The following is an 18464-nucleotide window of genomic DNA, read 5'->3' as shown; positions in this document are numbered from 1 at the left end:
CCTTTCGCAGGAACCCCTCATGACGATCAATCGAACCCCTCTCAACACCGGCCTGGGCCTGGGCGTGCTGGCCCTGGCCATCGGCGCGTGGCTGCTGCTGCGCGATGGCGGTCACCAGACCACCAACAATGCGTACGTGGTGGCCGACTACACCCTGGTAGCGCCGAAGATTGCCGGCTTCGTCAGTGCCGTGGACGTAGAGGACAACCAGTCGGTGAAGGCCGGTGACGTGCTTGCCCGCATCGACGACCGCGACTACCAGGTGGCACTGCAGGCTGCGCGTGCCGACCTTGCCAATGCCCGTGCGCAGCTGGCCAATGCGCAGGCCGCACTGGCCCAGCAGGACTCGCTGATCGCGCAGGCCAGGGCCAGCGTCGATGTCAGCCGTTCCGAACTGACCCTGGCCAGTGCCGACCAGCAGCGTTACCGCGAACTGGCCCGTGATGGCGCCGGTACCGTGCAGAACGCGCAGCAGGCGCAGTCGAAGCAGGCCGTGGCCAGTGCGCATCTGCAGCAGGGCCAGGCCGCACTGTCGACCGCACGCCAGCGCACCGACATCCTCAGCGCGGGCGTGCAGGCTGCACAGGCGGCGGTGCAACGTGCAGAAGCGGCACAGGCACGCGCCGAACTGGATCTGTCGCACACCGTGCTGCGCGCGCCGATCGATGGCATGGTCGGTCGCCGCGCAGTGCGCGTCGGTGCCTACCTGACCCCGGGTACGCCGGTGGCTGCGGTGGTCCCGCTGAAGCGCGCCTTCGTGGTCGCCAACTTCCAGGAAACACAGATGACCCGCATGCAGGCCGGCCAGCAGGTCGAACTGAAGGTGGACGTATTCCCGGGCACGCCGCTGCGCGGGCACATCGACAGCATTGCACCAGCCACCGGCGTCACCTTTGCTGCAGTCGCACCAGAGAACGCCACCGGCAACTTCACCAAGGTGGTGCAGCGCATTCCGGTGAAGATCGTGCTGGAGCCGGGCCAGCCGCTGCTGGACCAGCTGCGTGCCGGCATGTCGGTGGAAGCCAGCGTTGACCTGGGCAGCCGCGCGCGTGCGCAGAGCATGCAGCACGGACCGGGCCACAAGCGCGGGGAGGGCGCATGAGCGCCATTACCGTTTTCCGCACCTTAGTTGCGGCCACCCTGTGCACGGCCCTGGCTGCCTGCGCGATGGGCCCGGACTTCGTACGCCCGCAGGCGGAACTGCCCGGCCACTGGCAGGGTGGGGCTGTCGCCGGCAACGCCATCGATCAGGACGCCGCCTGGTGGGCCGGCTTCGACGATCCGCTGCTGGGGCAGCTGGCCCACCAGGTGCTGGCGGCCAACCTGGACCTGCAGCTGGCCGCCAACCGCGTGCAGCAGAGCCGCACCGCGCGCGGCATCAGCGCCGCCGATCACCTGCCCAGCGTCAGCGCGAGCGCCAGTGGCGTGCGTGCACGCAACAGCGAAGTGGGCCTGAATGATCCGTCCGGCAACGGCGGCCGTGATGACTACGGGCTGTTCCAGGCCGGTATCGGCCTGGGCTGGGAACTGGACCTGTGGGGCCGCGTGCGGCGCCAGGTGGAAGCGGCCGACGCGCGCGTGCAGATGGCCGAGGAGGATGCACACGCCGTGCGCATCGCGCTGCTGGCGGAAACCGCGCGTGATTACCTGCAGCTGCGTGCGACGCGGCAGCTGCTGGCGATCACCGAGGACAACCTCAGCATCGCGCATGACATCAAACGGCTGACCGAGGCGCGCCAGAAGCAGGGCGTGGCCAGCACGCTGCAGGTGTCCAGCGCGGCCGCGCAGGTGGCTTCGCTGCAGGCGCGCATCGCGCCGCTGCGGCATCGCGAATCGCAGCTGCGCAATGCGCTGGCGTTCCTGCTGGCACAGCCGCCGCAGGCACTGGACGCGCAGCTGCAGGATGCACGCCGTGACTGGCCGGCGTTGCCAGCGGTGGCGGTGGGTCTGCCGAGTGAACTGGCCGAGCGTCGCCCGGACATCCGTCGTGCCGAGGCGGCACTGCATGCGGCAACGGCCGGCATCGGCGTGGCCAAGGCCAGTTTCCTGCCGCGCATCACCTTGAATGGTGACGCAGGCTTCCAGGCCAAGCAGCTGGATGACCTGGATGGCTGGAACGCGCACCGTTTCAGCATCGGGCCGTCGATCAGCCTGCCGATCTTCCAGGGCGGGCGGCTGAAGGCGAACCTCGCGCTGAGCAGGCTGCAGCAGCAACAGTCGGCCCTGCAGTTCCGCCGTACCGTGTTGCAGGCCTGGCATGAGGTGGACGACGCCATGGATGGCTACAGTGCCGCGCAGCAGCGCACGGTGCAGCTGCACGTGGCGGTGGATGAGAGCGAGACGGCACTGGGGGGGGCGCGCCGGCAGTACCAGGCCGGCGTGGTCGACATGCTGGACGTGCTGACCACCCAGCGCATCGCGCAGGACAACCAGGCCGCGCTGGCCAACAGCCAGGCCGCCGCCGCGATCGCGCGGGTGGAGCTGTACCGCGCGCTGGGCGGTGGCTGGTAGCGATAGGGAAACGCCGGGCCATGCCCGGCGGTTCGTCGGTAGTTGCCAACCTTGGTTGGCAGCTTTTTTGGAGCGCCAACCAAGGGTGGCGTCTACCAGAGCATGGTCATCGGCACCGGGTCGATCACGACACGGGCACGGTAGCGCCGGGCCATGCCCGGCGGGCGGGTGCCTCAACGCACGTCGCGCAGTTCCCAGTGGCTGCCGGCCAGCAGGCGCAGGCGCTGCTTGAACACGTCACTGTCGATGCGGGTGGTGGCGACCAGGTTGATGCGCAGGTCCTTCTGCTCGCCGGTCACGGTGGCCTCCGGGTCGGTCACGCCCCACTGCGGTTCCACCGCATCCGGGTCGGGCTGCTTGGCCTTCCAGCGTTCGAACAGCGTGCCGCTGCGCAGGGCATCCTGCAGCTCTTCGGCGAAACCGGCGGCGCCCTGGGAATGGAAGGACAGGTCAGGGTCGTTGCCGCGGGCCTTGGACGGATCGGGCAGGCTGATGTGGTACTGCGCAGGCATGGAGTTCTCCTTGAAGTGCGGCAAGGCTGGCACAGTCGGGGTGGAATCGATGTGCAGATTCCTGCCGTGGCCAGCGCTCATTCGAACCGATGCGGCCCATCGGCAAATCCCACGGTGACCGCGCCCTTGCCGACGTTGACCATGCCGGTCAGGCTCATCACCGATTCGTACACGGTCACGCCATGGCCGGCGCAGACCTCTTTCATCTGTGCATAGCCGGGCAGGCTGCGCAGCTCGTCCAGTTCGCCGCCGTAGCTGACGCACACCGTCGGCGTCATCAGCCCGGCACGCACGCGCTGGCCGACCACCGCGAACAGCTTCTGCACGGCGCTGTCGAAGCCCTTGATCTTGGCCACTGGCCCGGTCTCGCCACGGTAGCCGTGCAGCACCGGCTTGATGTCCAGTGCACTGCCCAGTGCCGCGCTGAGCAGGCCGACACTGCGGTCGCCCTTGTGCCGCGCGCGTGCGCGCATGTAGTACAGGTCGCGGGTGATCATGTAGCCGTGCACGTTGCCGGCCAGTTCTTCCAGCCGTTCGCGGATCTGCTGCACGCTGGCGCCACTGTCACGCAGGCGGACAGCCTCCACCGCGGTCACGGCCTGCGCGGCGAACAGGTTCTGGGTATCAAGTACGCGCAGCGCGAACGGCGAGTTGTAGCCCGCTGCCTGCCGCACCGGCTTGTAATCGTTGAGGATGGCGAAGCTGGCCTGCAGCGCGTTGTCGTGGATCGGGCTGCGGGTCTTGGTGATGGTCATGCAGAACACGTGGTCGTAATCGATCACCAGCTGCTGCAGGAACAGGTCGCGGATCTGGTTGACGCTGAAGGGGATGGTTTCCGCTTCAGCGCCATGTTCGGCCACATGCGCGTGCAGGAAGCTCAGGGTGGCCTGCTCATCGCGATGATCGGCCAGCACGGCTTCGCCGATCCGTACGGTGATCGGCAGCAGCACGATGTTGTGCTCGGCAATGAAGTCCTGCGGCAGGTCGCAGGCCGAGTCGACGACGATTCCGATGCGCATCCGCGGCTCCCCCTCCAGGGCGGTTGTAGGTTCGGAAATGTGAAATCTATCTCAAATTCTGGCGTGGCGCGCGAGGGAAACGCGGCACGCCCTGTTCAGCGACTGCGCTGCACGGCCACCGGAAGCTCGGCCAGGCGCTGCCATTCGGGCTGCCGCAGCAGATCCGGGTCGGCCAGCACCGCCGCCATCAGTGGGTGGGCGTCGTTGCCCCAGAACAGTTCGCCATCGATGGCCAGGGTCGGCACGCCGAACACGCCGGTTGCAATGGCGGCCTCGGTGTTCCTCCGCAGCTGCTCCTTGACCGCGGGAGTCGCGATGGCGCTGGCGACATCCTCGATCCCCAGCCGCGCGGCTGGTTCGGGCAGGGCCTCGGCGCTGTCGGCGGCATTCCCGTCGCGCCAGATCCAGTCGAACAGCACGTCCACCGCCTGTGCGCTGCCACCCGCGGCCAGGCACAGGCGCAGGGCAGACAGCGGATTGAACGGGTGGCCCGGCGGGAACCGCAGCGGTGTGCCTTCGGCCTGCGCGGTCCACAGCAGCTGGCGGTAGATGAAGCGGCGCTTGGCCGGAATCTCGGCCGGCCCGAGGTTGCCCAGGTGATGCAGCACGGCACCAAAGGCGATCGGCACCGGCTGGATCCGCGGGAACTCGGGCAGCTGCTTCAGCTTCTGCCAATGCAGGTAGGAGTACGGCGAAACGAAGTCGAAATACCAGCGCAGGGTGGCCATGGTGGTGTCCTTCAATGCGGTCAGGGCTGCGCGTTGCGCAGCAGGTAGCGATCGCGCAGCTCGGTCTGGCGCGAGCGCATCGGCATCGCCCGGCCGCCCAGCCAGACCTGTTCGGCATAGTGCGCCACGTCCAGCGGGTCGCCCTCCCACAGCACCAGGTCGGCACGCTTGCCCGGCTCGATGCTGCCGATCTGGTCGGCCACACCGAACGCCTGCGCCGGCACCCGGGTCAGGCCGGCCAGGCCGTCGGCCCAGGGCAGTCCATTGGCCACGGCATTGCCGGCCAGCTGGCGCATCTTGCGGGCGTTGTGCGAGGCGTCGCCACGCTGCACGAACGAGACCGCCACGCCGGCCCGTTGCAGGCGTGCCGCATTTTCCAGGGTTGCACCGATCTGGTCGAAGCTGGCCGGCAGGTTGGACAGCACGTCGACGAACACCGGCACCTGCGCGGCGGCCAGCTCCGGTGCCAGCTGCCAGGCTTCGCTGCCACCGGCAATGGCGATCTTCACCTTCTCGCGGGCGGCCCAGCGCAGCAGCTGGCGGATGTCCGCCGCACGGTCCACCTCCACCACGATGCGGCCCTGGCCGGCCAGGTAGCGGCCCAGCGTGCGGCGCCCGGCCGGGGTCAGCAGCGCATGCGGTGAGTCCGCGGCGACCTGGCCACGCGCCTCGTCCACCATCTGCTGCAGCAGCATCCATTGCGCCGCACGCGAATGCCCGGTCAGTTCCACTGCGGCCGACCCCAGGCGCAGGAACAGCGCGCGCGGCCCGAGGGGATCGGCGCTGCCGTCCAGCCGCATCACACCGCCCTGGCCAGCGACGAAGCCGCCACCGGTGGCGGCCCCCAGGGCGGTGAAGCCGATGCCGTCCAGGCGCGCCACCGGGATCAGCACCGAGGCCGGGTTGTAGGCCAGGGTGACATCGAATTCGGGGCGCAACGGTTGTTCACCGATCTTCAGCGTGCTGTCGACCGTGCTCGCTTCACCGGAGACTTCTTCGATGCCGATCTCGGTGATGCCCCCGAACAGCGCGGGTGTCAGCGGGCGGCCATCGGCCTCGACGACGTTGGCCCCGGCCGGTGCGGACAGCCCGTTGCCGACTGCGCGGATGATGCCGCCCTGCACCAGTACATCGGCGTGCTGCAGGCTGCCGCGCGCGCTGGCCGTATGTACGGTGGCGTTGCGGACCAGCAGGTCCTGCGCCTGCGCAGCTGCGGAGAGGTAGACCAGCACCATGACCGTAGCGCCGAGCCAAGCCCGGCGACGCTTGTTCAACGCGCCCATCAGTGCACCTCCTGGCCGAGCTGGAAATCGGAACGCGGCGTCGCTGCCGGCGCACTGCGGTCGTACAGGCGGCGGCCGTCGATGAAGACCTGTTCGGCCAGCGCGTAGGAACCGAAGGGGTTGCCGTTCCACACCACTACGTCGGCCATCTTGCCGGCCTCCAGGGTGCCGGTCTGGCCTTCAATGCCCAGCGCTCTGGCGGCATTGGCCGTCATCCAGGTGATGGCATGTTCGGGCGTGATCTCCGGCATGTGCGCGCGGCGCGCGGCGGCGATCACCTTGGCCGCTTCCTGGTTCAGGCGCTGGATGCCTTCGGGCGAATCGGAATGGACGATGGCGCAGCTGTTCTTCGGCCGGTCGACCAGTGCGATGTTCTCCGGAATGCCATCGAAGGCTTCCATCTTGAAGCCCCACCAGTCGGCCCACAGCGCACCGCAGACGCCGTCGGCGGCCAGCCGGTCGGCCAGCTTGTAGGCCTCTACGCCGTGGTGGAAGGCCGCCACCTTGAAGCCGAATTCCTTGGCCAGGTCGAGCATGGTGGCCATCTCGTCGGCGCGGTAGCAGTGGATGTGCACGCGGATGTCGCCTTCGATCGCGCCGGCCAGCGTGTCCAGCTTGAGATCGCGCTTGCCGCCGGCATCACCGGCGCTGTCGCCCTTGTCGCTGCCGAACCAGCCCTTGCGCTTGGCCGGCTTGGGTTTGTTCTTGGCGATGTAGTCGGCAGCATCGATGAAGGCGGCGCGGTAGCCGGCAACGTTGCCCATCCGCGTGGCTGGGGCGACGCCCTTGCCTTCGCCGTAAACCCGTTTCGGGTTCTCGCCGCAGGCCATTTTCAGCCCCCACGGAGCACCCGGGAATTTCATGGCCTGGTAGGTGATGGCCGGCACGTTCTTCAGGGTCACGCCACGGCCACCGACCAGGTTGGCCGAGCCAGGCAGCACCTGCATGCTGGTCACGCCTCCGGCCAGGGCTGTAGCGAAGCCCGGGTCCTGCGGCCACACCGAGTGCTCGGCCCAGACATTGGCGGTGACCGGTGCGGTCATCTCGTTGCCGTCGCTGTGCGCGCCGACGCCCGGGCTGGGGTACACGCCCAGGTGCGAGTGCACGTCGATCAGGCCCGGGGTGACCCACTTGCCCCGCGCATCGATGCGGGTGACCCCGGCATCGGCCTGCAGCTGGCGGCCCACGGCGGCGATGCGGCCCTCGCGCAGCAGCACGTCGGCGTTGTCCAGGCGCTGGCCGGTGCCGGTGAGCACGGTGGCGTTCTGGATCAGCACCGGCGCATCGGGATGCGCCCGGTAGGTGCTGGGGTAGGGATCGGCGACGAAGCGCGAGGCGCCCACCGCCGGTGCCGTGCTCAACGAAACCAGCGCCATCCCAAGAGCGGCGCGCAACACCATCGATGCCATGCAGAGATCCCCAACCCACGCGTGAATCCGCCGACGCTATCCGTCGTCGATACCACTTGCCAAGTGACCTTGGGCAGGGGCAGGGGTGGGGATTTTCCTATACAAAAATTCTGAACGAAGCATTAATTTTTTGTGACACCTGCCGCTACCAACCGGTGGGACAGCGAGCGCTGACCCGCCGTGAGGTGTGCTTTCCATTGCTCCATGACGGAGCTGCACCTGAAATATTTCAAGGAATCAAGGACGTAACTGCAGATGATTGTCTTCCCGTCGTATCGCTCCACCGCTTCCCGCCGCTCGATCCTCCCCTCACCCCTGGCCTCGGCCATTGTTGGCTCGCTGCTGATGGCCGCCGCTCTGCCGGCGCTGGCCCAGGACAGCAACGCAGACGCCTTGTCGCGTTACCAGTTCCAGCGCAGCCTGCAGGCCGCGTCTGCCGCACCGGTCCTCACCGCTTCGCCGTCGCTGGCCGTCGCCGCCGCCGATGTGGAAGTCGATCCGGAACCCATCATGGGCAAGCCGGGTGATGCCGCCAGCTGGCGCACCACCGAATTCAACAGCGACTGGGGCCTGCAGGCGATCAACGCCGATGTGGCCTACGCACGCGGCCTGACCGGCACCGGCATCCGCCTGGGCGTGTTCGACAGCGGCACCGGCCTGGACCACGACGAGTTCGCCGGCAAGGACCACCGCAGCATCCATCTGGCCGACGTGCTGGCCGATGGCAGCCTGTGCGCGCGCGAAGTGCTGAGTGGCCCGGACGCCTGCTTCGCCAGCGACGGTGACCAGGTGGCCGTGTCCTACCAGCTGCTCGACCCGGACTATGCCGATCTGCTGGAGCGCAATGGCTTCTACGAAGGCCTGAGCTACAACGTGCACGGTACCCACGTGTCGGGCACCATCGCCGCCAACCGTGATGGCCACGGCACCCACGGTGTTGCCTTCGGCGCCGACCTGAGCGTGGCCCGCCTGTTCTCCAACAGCGCCACCTACCTGTCGGTGGTGAATATCGGCGGTTCCCTGTATCTGGACGAACAGACCATCGCCGCCATCCAGGCCGACGATTCGATCTACCCGCAGCTGTATGCGCAGATGAACGAGCAGGGTGTGCGCGCCATCAACCACAGCTGGGGCCTGGCCAACGAGCCGACCACAGCGGAAGACCTGGACATGTACCAGTCGCACCCGGTGTTCGCCGCCAGTCTGGCTGCGATGGCCGAAGGTTCGCGCAGCAGCGGACTGATCCAGGTATGGGCCGCTGGCAACACCGATTCGCCCAACACTTCGCCGGAAGAAGCGCCGATTGCCGGCATGTATGCCTCGCTGCCGCGCGCCGTCGCCGACGTCGAGCCGTACTGGCTGGCCGTGGTCAACGTCAATCAGGACCTGGAGCTGAGCAACCGCTCGATGCGCTGTGGCCTGGCGGCGAACTGGTGCCTCGCCGCGCCCGGCTCGAACATCAACTCGACCGTGTACGGTCCCGATTCGGTGATCGAAGGTGATTTCTACGATGACAATGGCAACCTGGTGGTGGACATCATCAGCCAGACCCCGTCGTCCGATTACGAGGAACTGAGCGGCACGTCCATGGCCGCCCCGCACGTCACCGGCGCGCTGGGCCTGCTGTTCGAGCGCTTCCCGTACCTGGACAGCGCGCAGGTGCGCGACGTGCTGCTGACCACCGCCACCGACCTGGGTGCTGCAGGCGTGGACGATGTCTACGGCTGGGGCCTGATGAACCTGGCTGCGGCCGTCGAAGGCTACGGCTCGCTGCGCGTGGACACCGAAGTGGTGATGAACCAGAAGGCCGGCGGCCTGAAGGTGTGGGAAGGTGATGCATGGGACGACTGGACCAATGACATCGGCGGCCCGGGCAAACTGACCAAGAGCGGCATCGGCTGGCTGCGCCTGAGCGGCGACAACAGCTTCAACGGCGCGGTGGTGCGCGAAGGCGTGCTGGAACTGGACGGCGTGAACACGCTGACCAGCGCCGTGGACGTGACCGGCGGAACCTTCCTGCTGAACGGCACCCTGCAGAACACAGCGCTGAACAGCCTGGGCGGCAGCAGCCGCATCACCGCCACCGGTGTGCTGGACGGCTCGGACCTGACCGTCACCGGTGGCGTGGTGTCCTTCAACGGCGTGCAGACCGGCGGCAGCACCTTCGTGGGTGAAAAGGGCACGCTGAAGGGCGTGGGCCAGCTGGGAAACACCACCGTGGCCGGCATCATCGCTCCGGGCAACTCCATCGGCACGCTCACCATCAACGGTGACTATGTGCAGACCGCCACTGGCGTGTACCAGGCCGAGGTGGCCCCGGGCAGCCGCAGCGACCAGCTGCACGTGACCGGCACCGCCACCCTGGGCGGCACCCTGGTGGCGCTGCCGGAACCGGGCACCTACTACCTGGGCGAGCAGTTCAACTTCATCCAGGCCGACGGCGGCGTGAACGGTCGGTTCGCCAGCACCGATTTCAGCGCCTTCTCGCCCTTCCTGCAGTTCGGCCTGGCCTACTCCGCCGCCGGCGCGCGCATTGAAGTGACCCGCGGCAACGCGCTGGCTACCGCGGCCACCACCGCCAACCAGTTGGCCGTGGCCACCGTGGTCGACGGTCTGGCGGTCAACCAGGGCCTGCCGCGTCCGCTGACCATGCTGTTCCCGGAACAGGTGGGCAGCGCACTGGACAGCCTCAGCGGCGAACTGCATGCCGCCACCAGCGCTGCCCTGCTGGAAGGCAGCCGCTACGTGCGTGATGCCGCGCTGGCCCGCCGTGCCGGTGCCGCTGCACCGGGTGCCGAAGGCGGCGACGCCACCGGTGTGTGGGTGCAGGCCCTGGCCGGCAGCACCACGCTGGATGGCAACACCAACACCGCCCGCACCGAAGCCAACAGCAACGGCCTGCTGGTCGGTGCCGACCGCGAGTTCGGCGGCTGGCAGGTGGGCGTGCTGGCCGGTACCGGCCGCACCGACGTGAAGCAGGGCGAAGGGCGCCGTGCGAGGTCGAAGGTGGACAACACCCACTTCGGCGCCTACGCCAGCCACAATTGGGGCGGTTTCGGCCTGCGTGGCGGCCTGGCATGGAGCGAACACGATGTGGACAGTACCCGTGAGCTGGCGTTCGCCGGTTACAGCGACACCCTGAGCGCCCGCTACGACGCGCGTACCCGCCAGGCCTTCATCGAAGCGGCCTACCGCTTCGGTGGCCGCGAGGCTGGCCTGGAGCCGTACGTGCAGGTGGCCCGCGTGGAAGTGGACACCAAGCACGTGAACGAGCGTGGCGGTGCTGCGGCCCTGCAGGGTTCGGTGGACGACGTGCGCACCACCCTGGCCACGGCCGGCGTGCGCTTCGACAAGGGCCTGAAGGCCTCGTTCCAGCAGGACAGCTGGTTGCACGTGCGCGGCGCGGTGGCGTACCGCCACGCCAGCGGCGACCGCAACCCGTCGGCCCGCCTGGGCTTTGCCACCGGCGGTGACAGCTTCGTGGTCAACGGTGCACCCATCGCCGACAGCGCGGTGGTGGCCGAACTGGGCCTCTCGGCCTGGCTGACCGCCAAGCAGCAGCTGGAACTGGGCTACAGCGGCCAGTTCGGCGACGAAAGCCGCGACCACGGTGCCAACCTGCGCTGGTCGGTGCGTTTCTAAGCCACCGGCTTCCGCAGGGAAACCAGGAGGGGCGGCCGTTGGGCCGCCCCTTCTCTTTGTGTGGCAGGGCAGGCGCAGCGTTGCCTACAATGGCGCCCCTGCAGAACCGGACCGGGCATGAAGAGCAAACAGGAAATCGTCGACAACTGGCTGCCGCGTTATACCGGCGTTCCGCTGGACCAGTTCGGCCAGCATATCCTGCTGACCAATTTCGGCGGCTACCTGCACACCTTCTCCGCGCTGACCGGCGCCCCGGTCATCGGCCTGGACCGGCCGATGGCCAGCGCCACCATCGATGGCATCACCATGATCAACTTCGGCATGGGCAGCCCCAATGCCGCGATCATCATGGACCTGCTGTCGGCGGTGATGCCCAAGGCGGTGCTGTTCCTGGGCAAGTGCGGTGGCCTGAAGCGCAAGAACCAGCTGGGTGACCTGGTGCTGCCGATCGCAGCGATCCGCGGTGAGGGCACTTCGGGCGACTACCTGCCGCCGGAAGTGCCGGCCTTGCCGGCGTTCGCGCTGCAGCGTGCGGTCTCGACCATGATCCGTGATCTCGGCCACGACTACTGGACCGGTACCGTCTACACCACCAACCGCCGGGTCTGGGAGCACGACGAGGCGTTCAAGGAGCGGCTGCGGGCGATGCGCTGCATGGCCATCGACATGGAAACCGCCACCGTGTTCGCCGCTGGCTTCGCCAACCACATTCCCAGCGGCGCACTGCTGTTGGTGTCGGACCAGCCGATGATCCCCGATGGGGTCAAGACCGAGGCCTCCGATGCCAAGGTCAGCTCCCAGTTCGTGGAAAACCATATCCAGATCGGTATCGAGGCGCTTAAGCTTATCCGGCGCAACGGCAAGTCGGTCCGCCACCTGCGCTTCGACGAATGATGATGATGGCCTGGCGCGGCGCGCCGGCCCTGGGGAGTAGGTGATGGACGTTGCCGCGCACGTGGTGGAATTCTGGAAAGAGGCGGGCCCTGCGAAGTGGTTCGCCCGCGATGATGCGTTCGACGCGCAGTTCCGCCAGTTGTTCCTGGATGAGCATTTCGCAGCCGCCTCGCGCGCGCGCGAACACTGGCTGGGCAGTGCCGAGGGCGCACTGGCGCTGATGTTGCTGCTGGACCAGTTCCCGCGCAACTGCTTCCGCGGTAGCGCCCATTCCTACGCCACCGATGGCCTGGCCCGGCACTACGCCATGCGCGCCATCGAGGAAGGCCTGGACCTGCAGCTGGTGCCCAAGCTGCGCGCCTTCATCTACCTGCCGTTCGAGCACTCCGAGGATCCGCTGGACCAGGACCGCTCGGTGGCGATGTTCGACGTGCTGGGCGACAAGGAATACCTGCAGTACGCCGAGCTGCACCGCGACATCATCCGCCGCTTCGGTCGCTTCCCCCACCGCAACGCCGTGCTGGGTCGCATTCCCTCACCGGAAGAACTGGACTACCTGGCCGAAGGCGGTTTCGCCGGCTAAGAAAAAGGGGACGGAGGGAATTAAGTCGTTTTTGCCACAAACGACTTAATTCCCTCCGTCCCCTTTTTAGGGGTCAGATCGCCTTTCCGCAGGAAAGGGCTCTGACCCCGGGCCTTCAATCAGTACTTCGGCACGCCGTTGTCGACGTCTTCCGACCAGGCGTTGATGCCGCCGGTGACGTTGAACACCTTGGTGAAGCCCAAGGCGCGGAACTGCTCGGCGGCCTGCGCGCTGCGGCCACCGTGGTGGCACATGAAGGCCAGCGCGGTGTCCTTGGGCAGGGCTTCCAGCGCGGCGCGGCCGTTGCCGTCGAAGGTCTTGAACGGCACGCCCACGGCGGCGATTTCACGCTCGTCGGCCGGGCGCACGTCCACCAGGGTGATGTTGCCGGCACGCACCAGGTCGTCGGCATCGCGCACGCTGATTTCCTGCACCGGCTTGGGCGCATTCGGGTTGTCGATGGCCAGGCCCTTGCCGCGGATGTCGTCCACCCAGTCGATGGTGATGCCGTTGGCGCGACGGGCGCTGGCCAGGTCGAACTGCACGCGCAGGCCGTTGGACTCGGCGGCGATGGCGCCTTCGTCGTGCGGGGCCAGCTGGAAGTTCGGCTGGAAACCGGCGTCGATGGACAGCTGCAGAGCAGCGCCCGGGGCATCGGCCAGCGCGCCCTTGAGCATTTCCACGGCCGCCGGGGTGACGGTGATGCTCGGCGGGGTACGGTCCGGCGCGGCCAGGCCCAGCACGCTGCTCAGCTCGCCGCTGGCAGCCATCTGCAGCACGATGTCGCTGCCGCCGATCAGTTCGCCGTCGATGTACAGCTGCGGAATGGTCGGCCAGTCGCCATAGGCCTTGATGCCTTCACGGATTTCCTGGTCGGCCAGCACGTTGACGTGGGCGAACTCGACGCCGAGGTCCTGCAGGGCGCCCACGGCCTTGGCCGAGAAACCGCACTGCGGCATCGACGGCTGGCCCTTCATGAACAGCACGACGCGGTTGGCGTTGAGGATGGATTCGATGCGCGAACGCAGGGCGGGATCGAGGGACATGGACGTCGGGGTTCCGGGAATTCGAATCATCAATTCTACCCCTCATGGCATCATGGGGGATGAGCAACGCAGGAACATTGCATCGCATCCCGACCCGGCCCTGGCGCTGGCTGCCCTGGCTGGTGGCGTCGCAGCTGGCCGTGATCCTGGTCTGGGCCCTGGCCGGCTGGCACTGGGGGCTGCCCGTGATGGTGGCCAGCCACGCACTGTTCCTGGTGCCGGTATTCCTGCCCAACAGCCGCTTCTACGCGCCGGTGCTGAGCCGGATGGGAGAGGCCGGAAACAGCGTCTGGTTGACCATCGATGACGGTCCCGGCCCGGAGACCCGTGCGGTGCTCGACCTGCTGGACCGCTACCAGGCCCGCGCCACCTTCTTCCTGGTGGGCGAGCGTGCGCTGGCACAGCCGGACCTGGTGCAGGAGATCCTGCGCCGCGGCCACGACCTGGGCAACCACAGCCACAGCCATCCGCAGGCGCGCTTCTGGCGGCTGGGCCCGGCAGCGATGCGTGCCGAGATCGAGGGCTGCCAGCATGCGCTGCAGGCGGTAAGCGGCCGCCCGGTGCGCTGGTACCGTTCGGTGGTGGGCATGACCAATCCGTTCGTGGCGCCGGTGCTGAAGGCGCTGGGACTGGTGCGCGTGGGCTGGAGCGCCCGTGGCTACGACGGTGTCGGCTGCACGCCGGAAGGCGTGCTGTCGCGGCTGCTGCCGGACCTGCGCCCGGGCGCCATCGTGCTGCTGCATGAGGGGGCCGCCCACGGCCACAACCTGGCGATCATCGAACGCGTGCTGCAGGCGCTGGACGAGCGGGGGCTGAAGGCGCGGCTGCCGGTTCCGTAACGCCGGGCCCTGGTGGTGTGGAGCAGCCGAGCATGGGCTCGGCGCCACAAGGGTTGGCGATCATCCTGTGGCGCAGCGCCGGCACATGCTGCACTCGGCGCTACAACGCGGGGCGTTCGGCCACCAGCAACCAGCTGTTGAACGGCGTGCGCCCGTGCAGGGGGCGCGGTGCCGTCACTTTCAATCCGGCCTCGGCCAGTGTCGCCTGCAGCACCTGCGGGTCGGGGTAGTGGCGCGGCCGCGTGCCCATCCAGCCGACCAGCCAGGCCAGCCGGTCCGCCACCCGCGTGGTGCGGTCGCGGCCATCGCCGGTGGCCAGTGGCGTGCGCAGCAGCAGGCGGCCGCCGGGAGCGACCCGCATACTGGCCTCACGCAGCAGTGCCTGCTGTGGGCCCGCGTCCAGGTACTGCAGCACATCCAGCAGCAGCACATGCCCGGCCTGCGCCGGCAGCGGCGCCTGCACGTCCAGACAGTCGAAGCGCACAGCGGGCAGGCCGGTGGCGGCACGCTGGGCACGGGCGATCTTGCCGGCATCCACGTCCACGCCCAGGTAGGGCTGGCAGCCACCGCGCTGGCGCAGCACGTGGGCGAACAGGCCCAGCCCGCAGCCCAGGTCCAGCACGGGTTGCCCGTCGCCAGGCAGGTGCTGCAGCACGCCGTCATACAGCGGGTCGCTGCCCAGCTTGCTGCGGGTGTAGTAGTAGTCGCGGCGGCTGGCCCAGGCGTGTGCGGGGCGGAATGCCTCGGCGATCGCGCGGGCCTGCGCGGCGCTCAAGGGTGTGCAGGGCAGGGGCGGGCCGTTCCGTGGCGTGCCATCCATCGGGTCAGTCCGTTCCGCCGAGCAGGTGGGCGGCGACCGGCAGCGCGCGCGCGCTCCACAGCGCGTACATCCGTGCTGAAGGGTGCAGGCCGTCGTCGGCGATCATCGCCGGGTCGCCACCGTGGTCACGGCTGATGTCTGTGATGTCGACGAAGGCCACGCCCTGCTGGGTGCAGATCACTTCAGCGGCCGCGTTGAATTCGTCGGTCTCGATCTCGATCGCGGCCAGGTCACGGCCGCTGCCGATACCGAACGGCGTCGCGCCCCAGTCGGGGAAGGACAGCACCAGCACACGCCCGGGGCGGCCACCGGCAAAGCCGATCGCCCGCTGCAGCAGGGCGTGGAACTGTACGCGGTACTCGTCCAGCGGCCGGCCGCGGTACTGGTTGTTGACGCCGATCAGCAGGCTGACGAAATCGAACGGGCCCTGCGGCGCGGCCGCATCGATGCCGGCGTCCAGCTCGTCGGTGGTCCAGCCGGTGGTGGCGATGGTCTGCGGGTCGGCCAGCGCCACATCCTGCGCACGCAGGGCGGCGGCCAGCTGGTGTGGCCAGCGGCCTTCAACGGCAACGGCTTCTCCGATGGTGTACGAATCGCCCAGCGCCAGGTAGGACAGCGCCACGGCTCAGGCCACCGAACGGCGCGGCTTCAACGGTACGACCTTGGTCGCGTCCTCGGCACGGCGGGCCAGCACGCGGTCGATGCGGGCGAACACATCGCGCATCACCGAGGCTTCCGGCAGCAGGGTCACGCGGAAATGATGGCGGTAGGGCACGTTGAAGCTGGAACCCGGTACCACCAGCACGCCTTCATTGTTCATCAGATCCAGCGCGAAGTTGTGGTCGTCGAAGCCCTTGGCGGCGGCACCGACCACGGCCGGGAACGCGTACAGCGCACCGGCCGGCGCGACCAGCGACAGGTGCTCACTGGCTTCGCAGGCTTCGATCACCGCGCGGCGGGTTTCATACAGGCGGCCGCCCGGGGTGCACAGTTCGGAGATGGTGTCCGGGCCGTTCACTGCGGCCTCGATGGCGTACTGGCCCGGCACGTTGGCGCACAGGCGCAGCGCGCCGAGCAGGTCCAGCGCAGCGCGGAAGTCGCCCAGGCGCGCGTCGTCGCCGCTGAGGTGGGCCCAGCCCACGCGCCAGCCGCAGGCACGGTGCACCTTGCTCAGGCCACTGAAGGTCAGGCACGGGTGGTCGCCGGCCAGCGGCGCGACCGGCTCGAATACCGCATCGTCGTACAGGATCTGGTCGTAGATCTCATCGACCAGCAGCAGCAGGTTGTGGCGGCGCGCGATCTCGACCACGCGCTCGAGCAGTTCACGCGGGTAGCTGGCGCCGCTGGGGTTGTTCGGGTTGATCAGCACGATGGCGCGGGTGCGCGAGGACACCAGCGTCTCGATCTCGCTCGGGTCCGGCTGGAAGCCGTTCTCGGCGGCGCAGCGGTAGTACACCGGGCGGCCATCGTTGAGGATGGTCGAGGCCGACCACAGCGGGTAGTCGGGTGAGGGCACCAGCACTTCGTCGCCCGGGTTGAGCAATGCGCGCAGCGACAGGTCGATCAGTTCGCTGACGCCGTTGCCGACGAACACACGGTCGGGGTGCGCATCCGGTGCGCCACGGCGGGCGTAGTACGCCGCGATGGCTTCGCGTGCGACCGGCAGGCCCTGCTGGTGGGTGTATGGATCGGTGCGGCCCATGTCATCGGCGATCGCGCGCTGCAGGTGCTCGGGCGCGCGGAAACCGAAGTTGCCCGGGTTGCCGATGTTGAGCTTGATCAGCTTGCGGCCCTGCGCCTCCAGCTCCCGGGCTCGCCGCGCCAGTTCTCCGCGGATTTCGTAGCGCACTTCGGAAAGGCGCTCGCGGATGGCCAGGGGCTTGGGCGAGTTGGTGGACATGGGGGCTGGGCCGTCAAAAGGCATGGGGATTCCATCCTACCGGAATTGCTGCAGTGCATGGCAAGGGTGCCGGGCTTGTCATTGCTGGGCTGGCAGGGCGCCGGCGCAGGTAGAATGGCGGCGATGACCCAGACCCCCGATTTCATCGCCCTGCAGACCATCGGTTGGCCCTGGCCGGGCCCGGCGCAGCAGGCCGACTGGCAGGCCGTGATGGCCGCGCACCCGCAGGCCCGCCCGGCGCGGGTGATCGAACAGCACCGCACCCACTACGTGGTGGCCGATGGCCCGGATGCGTCGATCAAGGCCGAATCGCTGCCGGAATGGCAGCGCCCGCGCTTCCCCAGCCACGAGCGGCCTGCAGTGGGCGACTGGGTGCTGCTGGACGGCATCCGCATTGTCGCGCTGCTGCCACGCCGCACCGCGATCAAGCGTGGCGCCGCCGGCGAGCACTACCACCAGCAGGTGATCGCGGCCAACATCGACACGGTGTTCATCGTCTGCGGCCTGGATGCCGACTTCAATCCGCGCCGCATCGAGCGCTACCTGCTGCTGGTCGGCGGTGGTGGTGCAGAACCGGTGGTGGTGCTGACCAAGGCCGACCAGACCGAGTACAGCGAGGATGCGCTGGCGGTGCTGGAAGAGCTGGAGATGCAGGGCATCGCGCTGCATGCGATCAACGGCCTGGATGCCGACAGTGTGGCGGTGCTGCAACCGTGGCTGGGCCCGGGCCGCACGGTGGTGCTGGTCGGTTCCTCCGGTGCCGGCAAATCCACGTTGACCAACACCCTGCTTGGCGAGCAGCGGATGAAGACCAACGCGGTGCGCGCCAACGATTCGCGTGGCCGCCATACCACCACCCACCGCGCGCTGATGCCGTTGCCGACGGGCGCCTGCCTGATCGACACCCCGGGCATGCGCGAGCTGAAGCCGACCGGCGAAGAGACGCTGTCCGAAGGTGGCTTCGCCGACATCGAGGCGCTGGCCGCACAGTGCCGTTTCAACGACTGCAAGCACCAGCAGGAACCAGGCTGTGCGGTGCGGGCGGCGATCGAGGCGGGCGAGATCGAAGAGAGCCGGTTGCTGAACTATTTCAAGCTGAAGGAAGAAGTGGCTGCCGCTGCCGCCAAGCTGGCGGTACGCCAGGCCGAGACCGCGCAGGAGCGCGGCGGCAAGAAAGGCAAGGGCCAGCAGTTCCGCCCGGCAGGCAAGCCGCGTAGGCGGTAACAAGGCAGCCGAGCATGGGCTTGGCTCTACAGCTGGTCCGCGGTGGAGTCATTT

At 68.3% G+C, this 18464-nt stretch carries 16 protein-coding genes; 7 read left to right on the top strand and 9 right to left on the bottom strand.

Features of this window, described 5'->3' with window-relative positions:
• The first annotated feature begins 19 nt into the window (after positions 1-19).
• Both AC5P7A_RS13910 and AC5P7A_RS13905 read left to right on the top strand, forming a co-directional pair.
• A complete protein-coding gene (locus AC5P7A_RS13910) occupies positions 20-1102 on the top strand; it encodes an HlyD family secretion protein (protein WP_346601676.1) in 1083 nt (360 codons plus the stop codon).
• Positions 1099-2511 (top strand): efflux transporter outer membrane subunit, encoded by a 1413-nt coding sequence (locus AC5P7A_RS13905; protein WP_495220215.1) that lies wholly within the window; start codon positions 1099-1101, stop codon positions 2509-2511. The genes AC5P7A_RS13910 and AC5P7A_RS13905 overlap by 4 nt, the downstream gene beginning before the upstream one ends.
• A 173-nt stretch (positions 2512-2684) precedes the next feature.
• Here the strand turns inward: AC5P7A_RS13905 and AC5P7A_RS13900 are convergent, their stop codons facing one another.
• From AC5P7A_RS13900 to AC5P7A_RS13880, 5 genes are all read right to left on the bottom strand, one after another.
• The gene (locus tag AC5P7A_RS13900; RefSeq protein ID WP_005410998.1) at positions 2685-3023 is read right to left on the bottom strand and encodes a hypothetical protein; all 339 of its coding nucleotides are present in this window, start codon (positions 3021-3023) and stop codon (positions 2685-2687) included.
• A gap of 77 nt (positions 3024-3100) precedes the next feature.
• Positions 3101-4042, bottom strand: coding sequence for a DegV family protein (locus AC5P7A_RS13895; RefSeq protein ID WP_032956590.1), 942 nt, complete (start codon positions 4040-4042; stop codon positions 3101-3103).
• Between the two features lie 95 nt (positions 4043-4137).
• Positions 4138-4770, bottom strand: a complete 633-nt coding sequence (locus tag AC5P7A_RS13890; protein ID WP_495220214.1) for a 2-hydroxychromene-2-carboxylate isomerase — start codon at positions 4768-4770, stop codon at positions 4138-4140.
• A 20-nt stretch (positions 4771-4790) separates the two neighbouring features.
• Positions 4791-6053, bottom strand: coding sequence for an amidohydrolase family protein (locus AC5P7A_RS13885; RefSeq protein WP_262093055.1), 1263 nt, complete (start codon positions 6051-6053; stop codon positions 4791-4793).
• The gene (locus AC5P7A_RS13880; RefSeq protein WP_495220213.1) at positions 6053-7462 is read right to left on the bottom strand and encodes an amidohydrolase; all 1410 of its coding nucleotides are present in this window, start codon (positions 7460-7462) and stop codon (positions 6053-6055) included. Before AC5P7A_RS13880 ends, AC5P7A_RS13885 begins: the two co-directional genes overlap by 1 nt.
• 255 nt (positions 7463-7717) lie before the next feature.
• On the opposite strand from AC5P7A_RS13880, the gene AC5P7A_RS13875 reads away from it, so the two are divergent.
• The 3 genes from AC5P7A_RS13875 to AC5P7A_RS13865 all read left to right on the top strand — a co-directional run bounded on the left by AC5P7A_RS13875 (position 7718) and on the right by AC5P7A_RS13865 (position 12581).
• Positions 7718-11104, top strand: coding sequence for an autotransporter domain-containing protein (locus AC5P7A_RS13875; protein ID WP_495220212.1), 3387 nt, complete (start codon positions 7718-7720; stop codon positions 11102-11104).
• A gap of 117 nt (positions 11105-11221) precedes the next feature.
• Positions 11222-11998, top strand: coding sequence for an AMP nucleosidase (locus tag AC5P7A_RS13870; protein WP_005419211.1), 777 nt, complete (start codon positions 11222-11224; stop codon positions 11996-11998).
• Positions 11999-12041: 43 nt separating this feature from the next.
• Positions 12042-12581 carry a DUF924 family protein gene (locus AC5P7A_RS13865; protein WP_014648372.1) on the top strand — a complete coding sequence of 180 codons (540 nt, stop codon included), beginning with the start codon at positions 12042-12044 and terminating at the stop codon, positions 12579-12581.
• 119 nt (positions 12582-12700) lie between these two features.
• On the opposite strand, the gene grxD is transcribed toward AC5P7A_RS13865, so the two are convergent.
• Complete coding sequence (gene grxD, locus AC5P7A_RS13860) at positions 12701-13627, bottom strand: Grx4 family monothiol glutaredoxin (protein ID WP_049440649.1); 927 nt, start codon at positions 13625-13627, stop codon at positions 12701-12703.
• A 59-nt stretch (positions 13628-13686) separates the two neighbouring features.
• On the opposite strand from grxD, the gene AC5P7A_RS13855 reads away from it, so the two are divergent.
• A complete protein-coding gene (locus tag AC5P7A_RS13855; RefSeq protein ID WP_049440647.1) occupies positions 13687-14466 on the top strand; it encodes a polysaccharide deacetylase family protein in 780 nt (259 codons plus the stop codon).
• 100 nt (positions 14467-14566) lie between these two features.
• Here AC5P7A_RS13855 and AC5P7A_RS13850 read toward each other — a convergent pair whose 3' ends face one another.
• From AC5P7A_RS13850 to AC5P7A_RS13840, 3 genes are read right to left on the bottom strand one after another with little or no spacing between them, the layout of a single operon-like run.
• Complete coding sequence (locus tag AC5P7A_RS13850) at positions 14567-15286, bottom strand: class I SAM-dependent methyltransferase (protein WP_134809270.1); 720 nt, start codon at positions 15284-15286, stop codon at positions 14567-14569.
• 4 nt (positions 15287-15290) lie between these two features.
• Entirely contained in the window at positions 15291-15908 is a 618-nt protein-coding gene (locus tag AC5P7A_RS13845) for an SGNH/GDSL hydrolase family protein (RefSeq protein ID WP_032956572.1), read from the bottom strand.
• A 3-nt stretch (positions 15909-15911) separates the two neighbouring features.
• Positions 15912-17186 (bottom strand): pyridoxal phosphate-dependent aminotransferase, encoded by a 1275-nt coding sequence (locus AC5P7A_RS13840; RefSeq protein ID WP_227864568.1) that lies wholly within the window; start codon positions 17184-17186, stop codon positions 15912-15914.
• A gap of 114 nt (positions 17187-17300) precedes the next feature.
• Between AC5P7A_RS13840 and rsgA the strand changes: the two genes are divergently transcribed.
• Positions 17301-18410 carry a ribosome small subunit-dependent GTPase A gene (gene rsgA, locus AC5P7A_RS13835; RefSeq protein ID WP_032956568.1) on the top strand — a complete coding sequence of 370 codons (1110 nt, stop codon included), beginning with the start codon at positions 17301-17303 and terminating at the stop codon, positions 18408-18410.
• The last annotated feature ends 54 nt before the right edge of the window (positions 18411-18464 follow it).

This window comes from Stenotrophomonas sp. YJH_SMC_65 (assembly GCF_059369475.1).
Note: the sequence above shows the minus strand (reverse complement) of the source record. Positions and strands in the feature narration are given on the sequence as shown.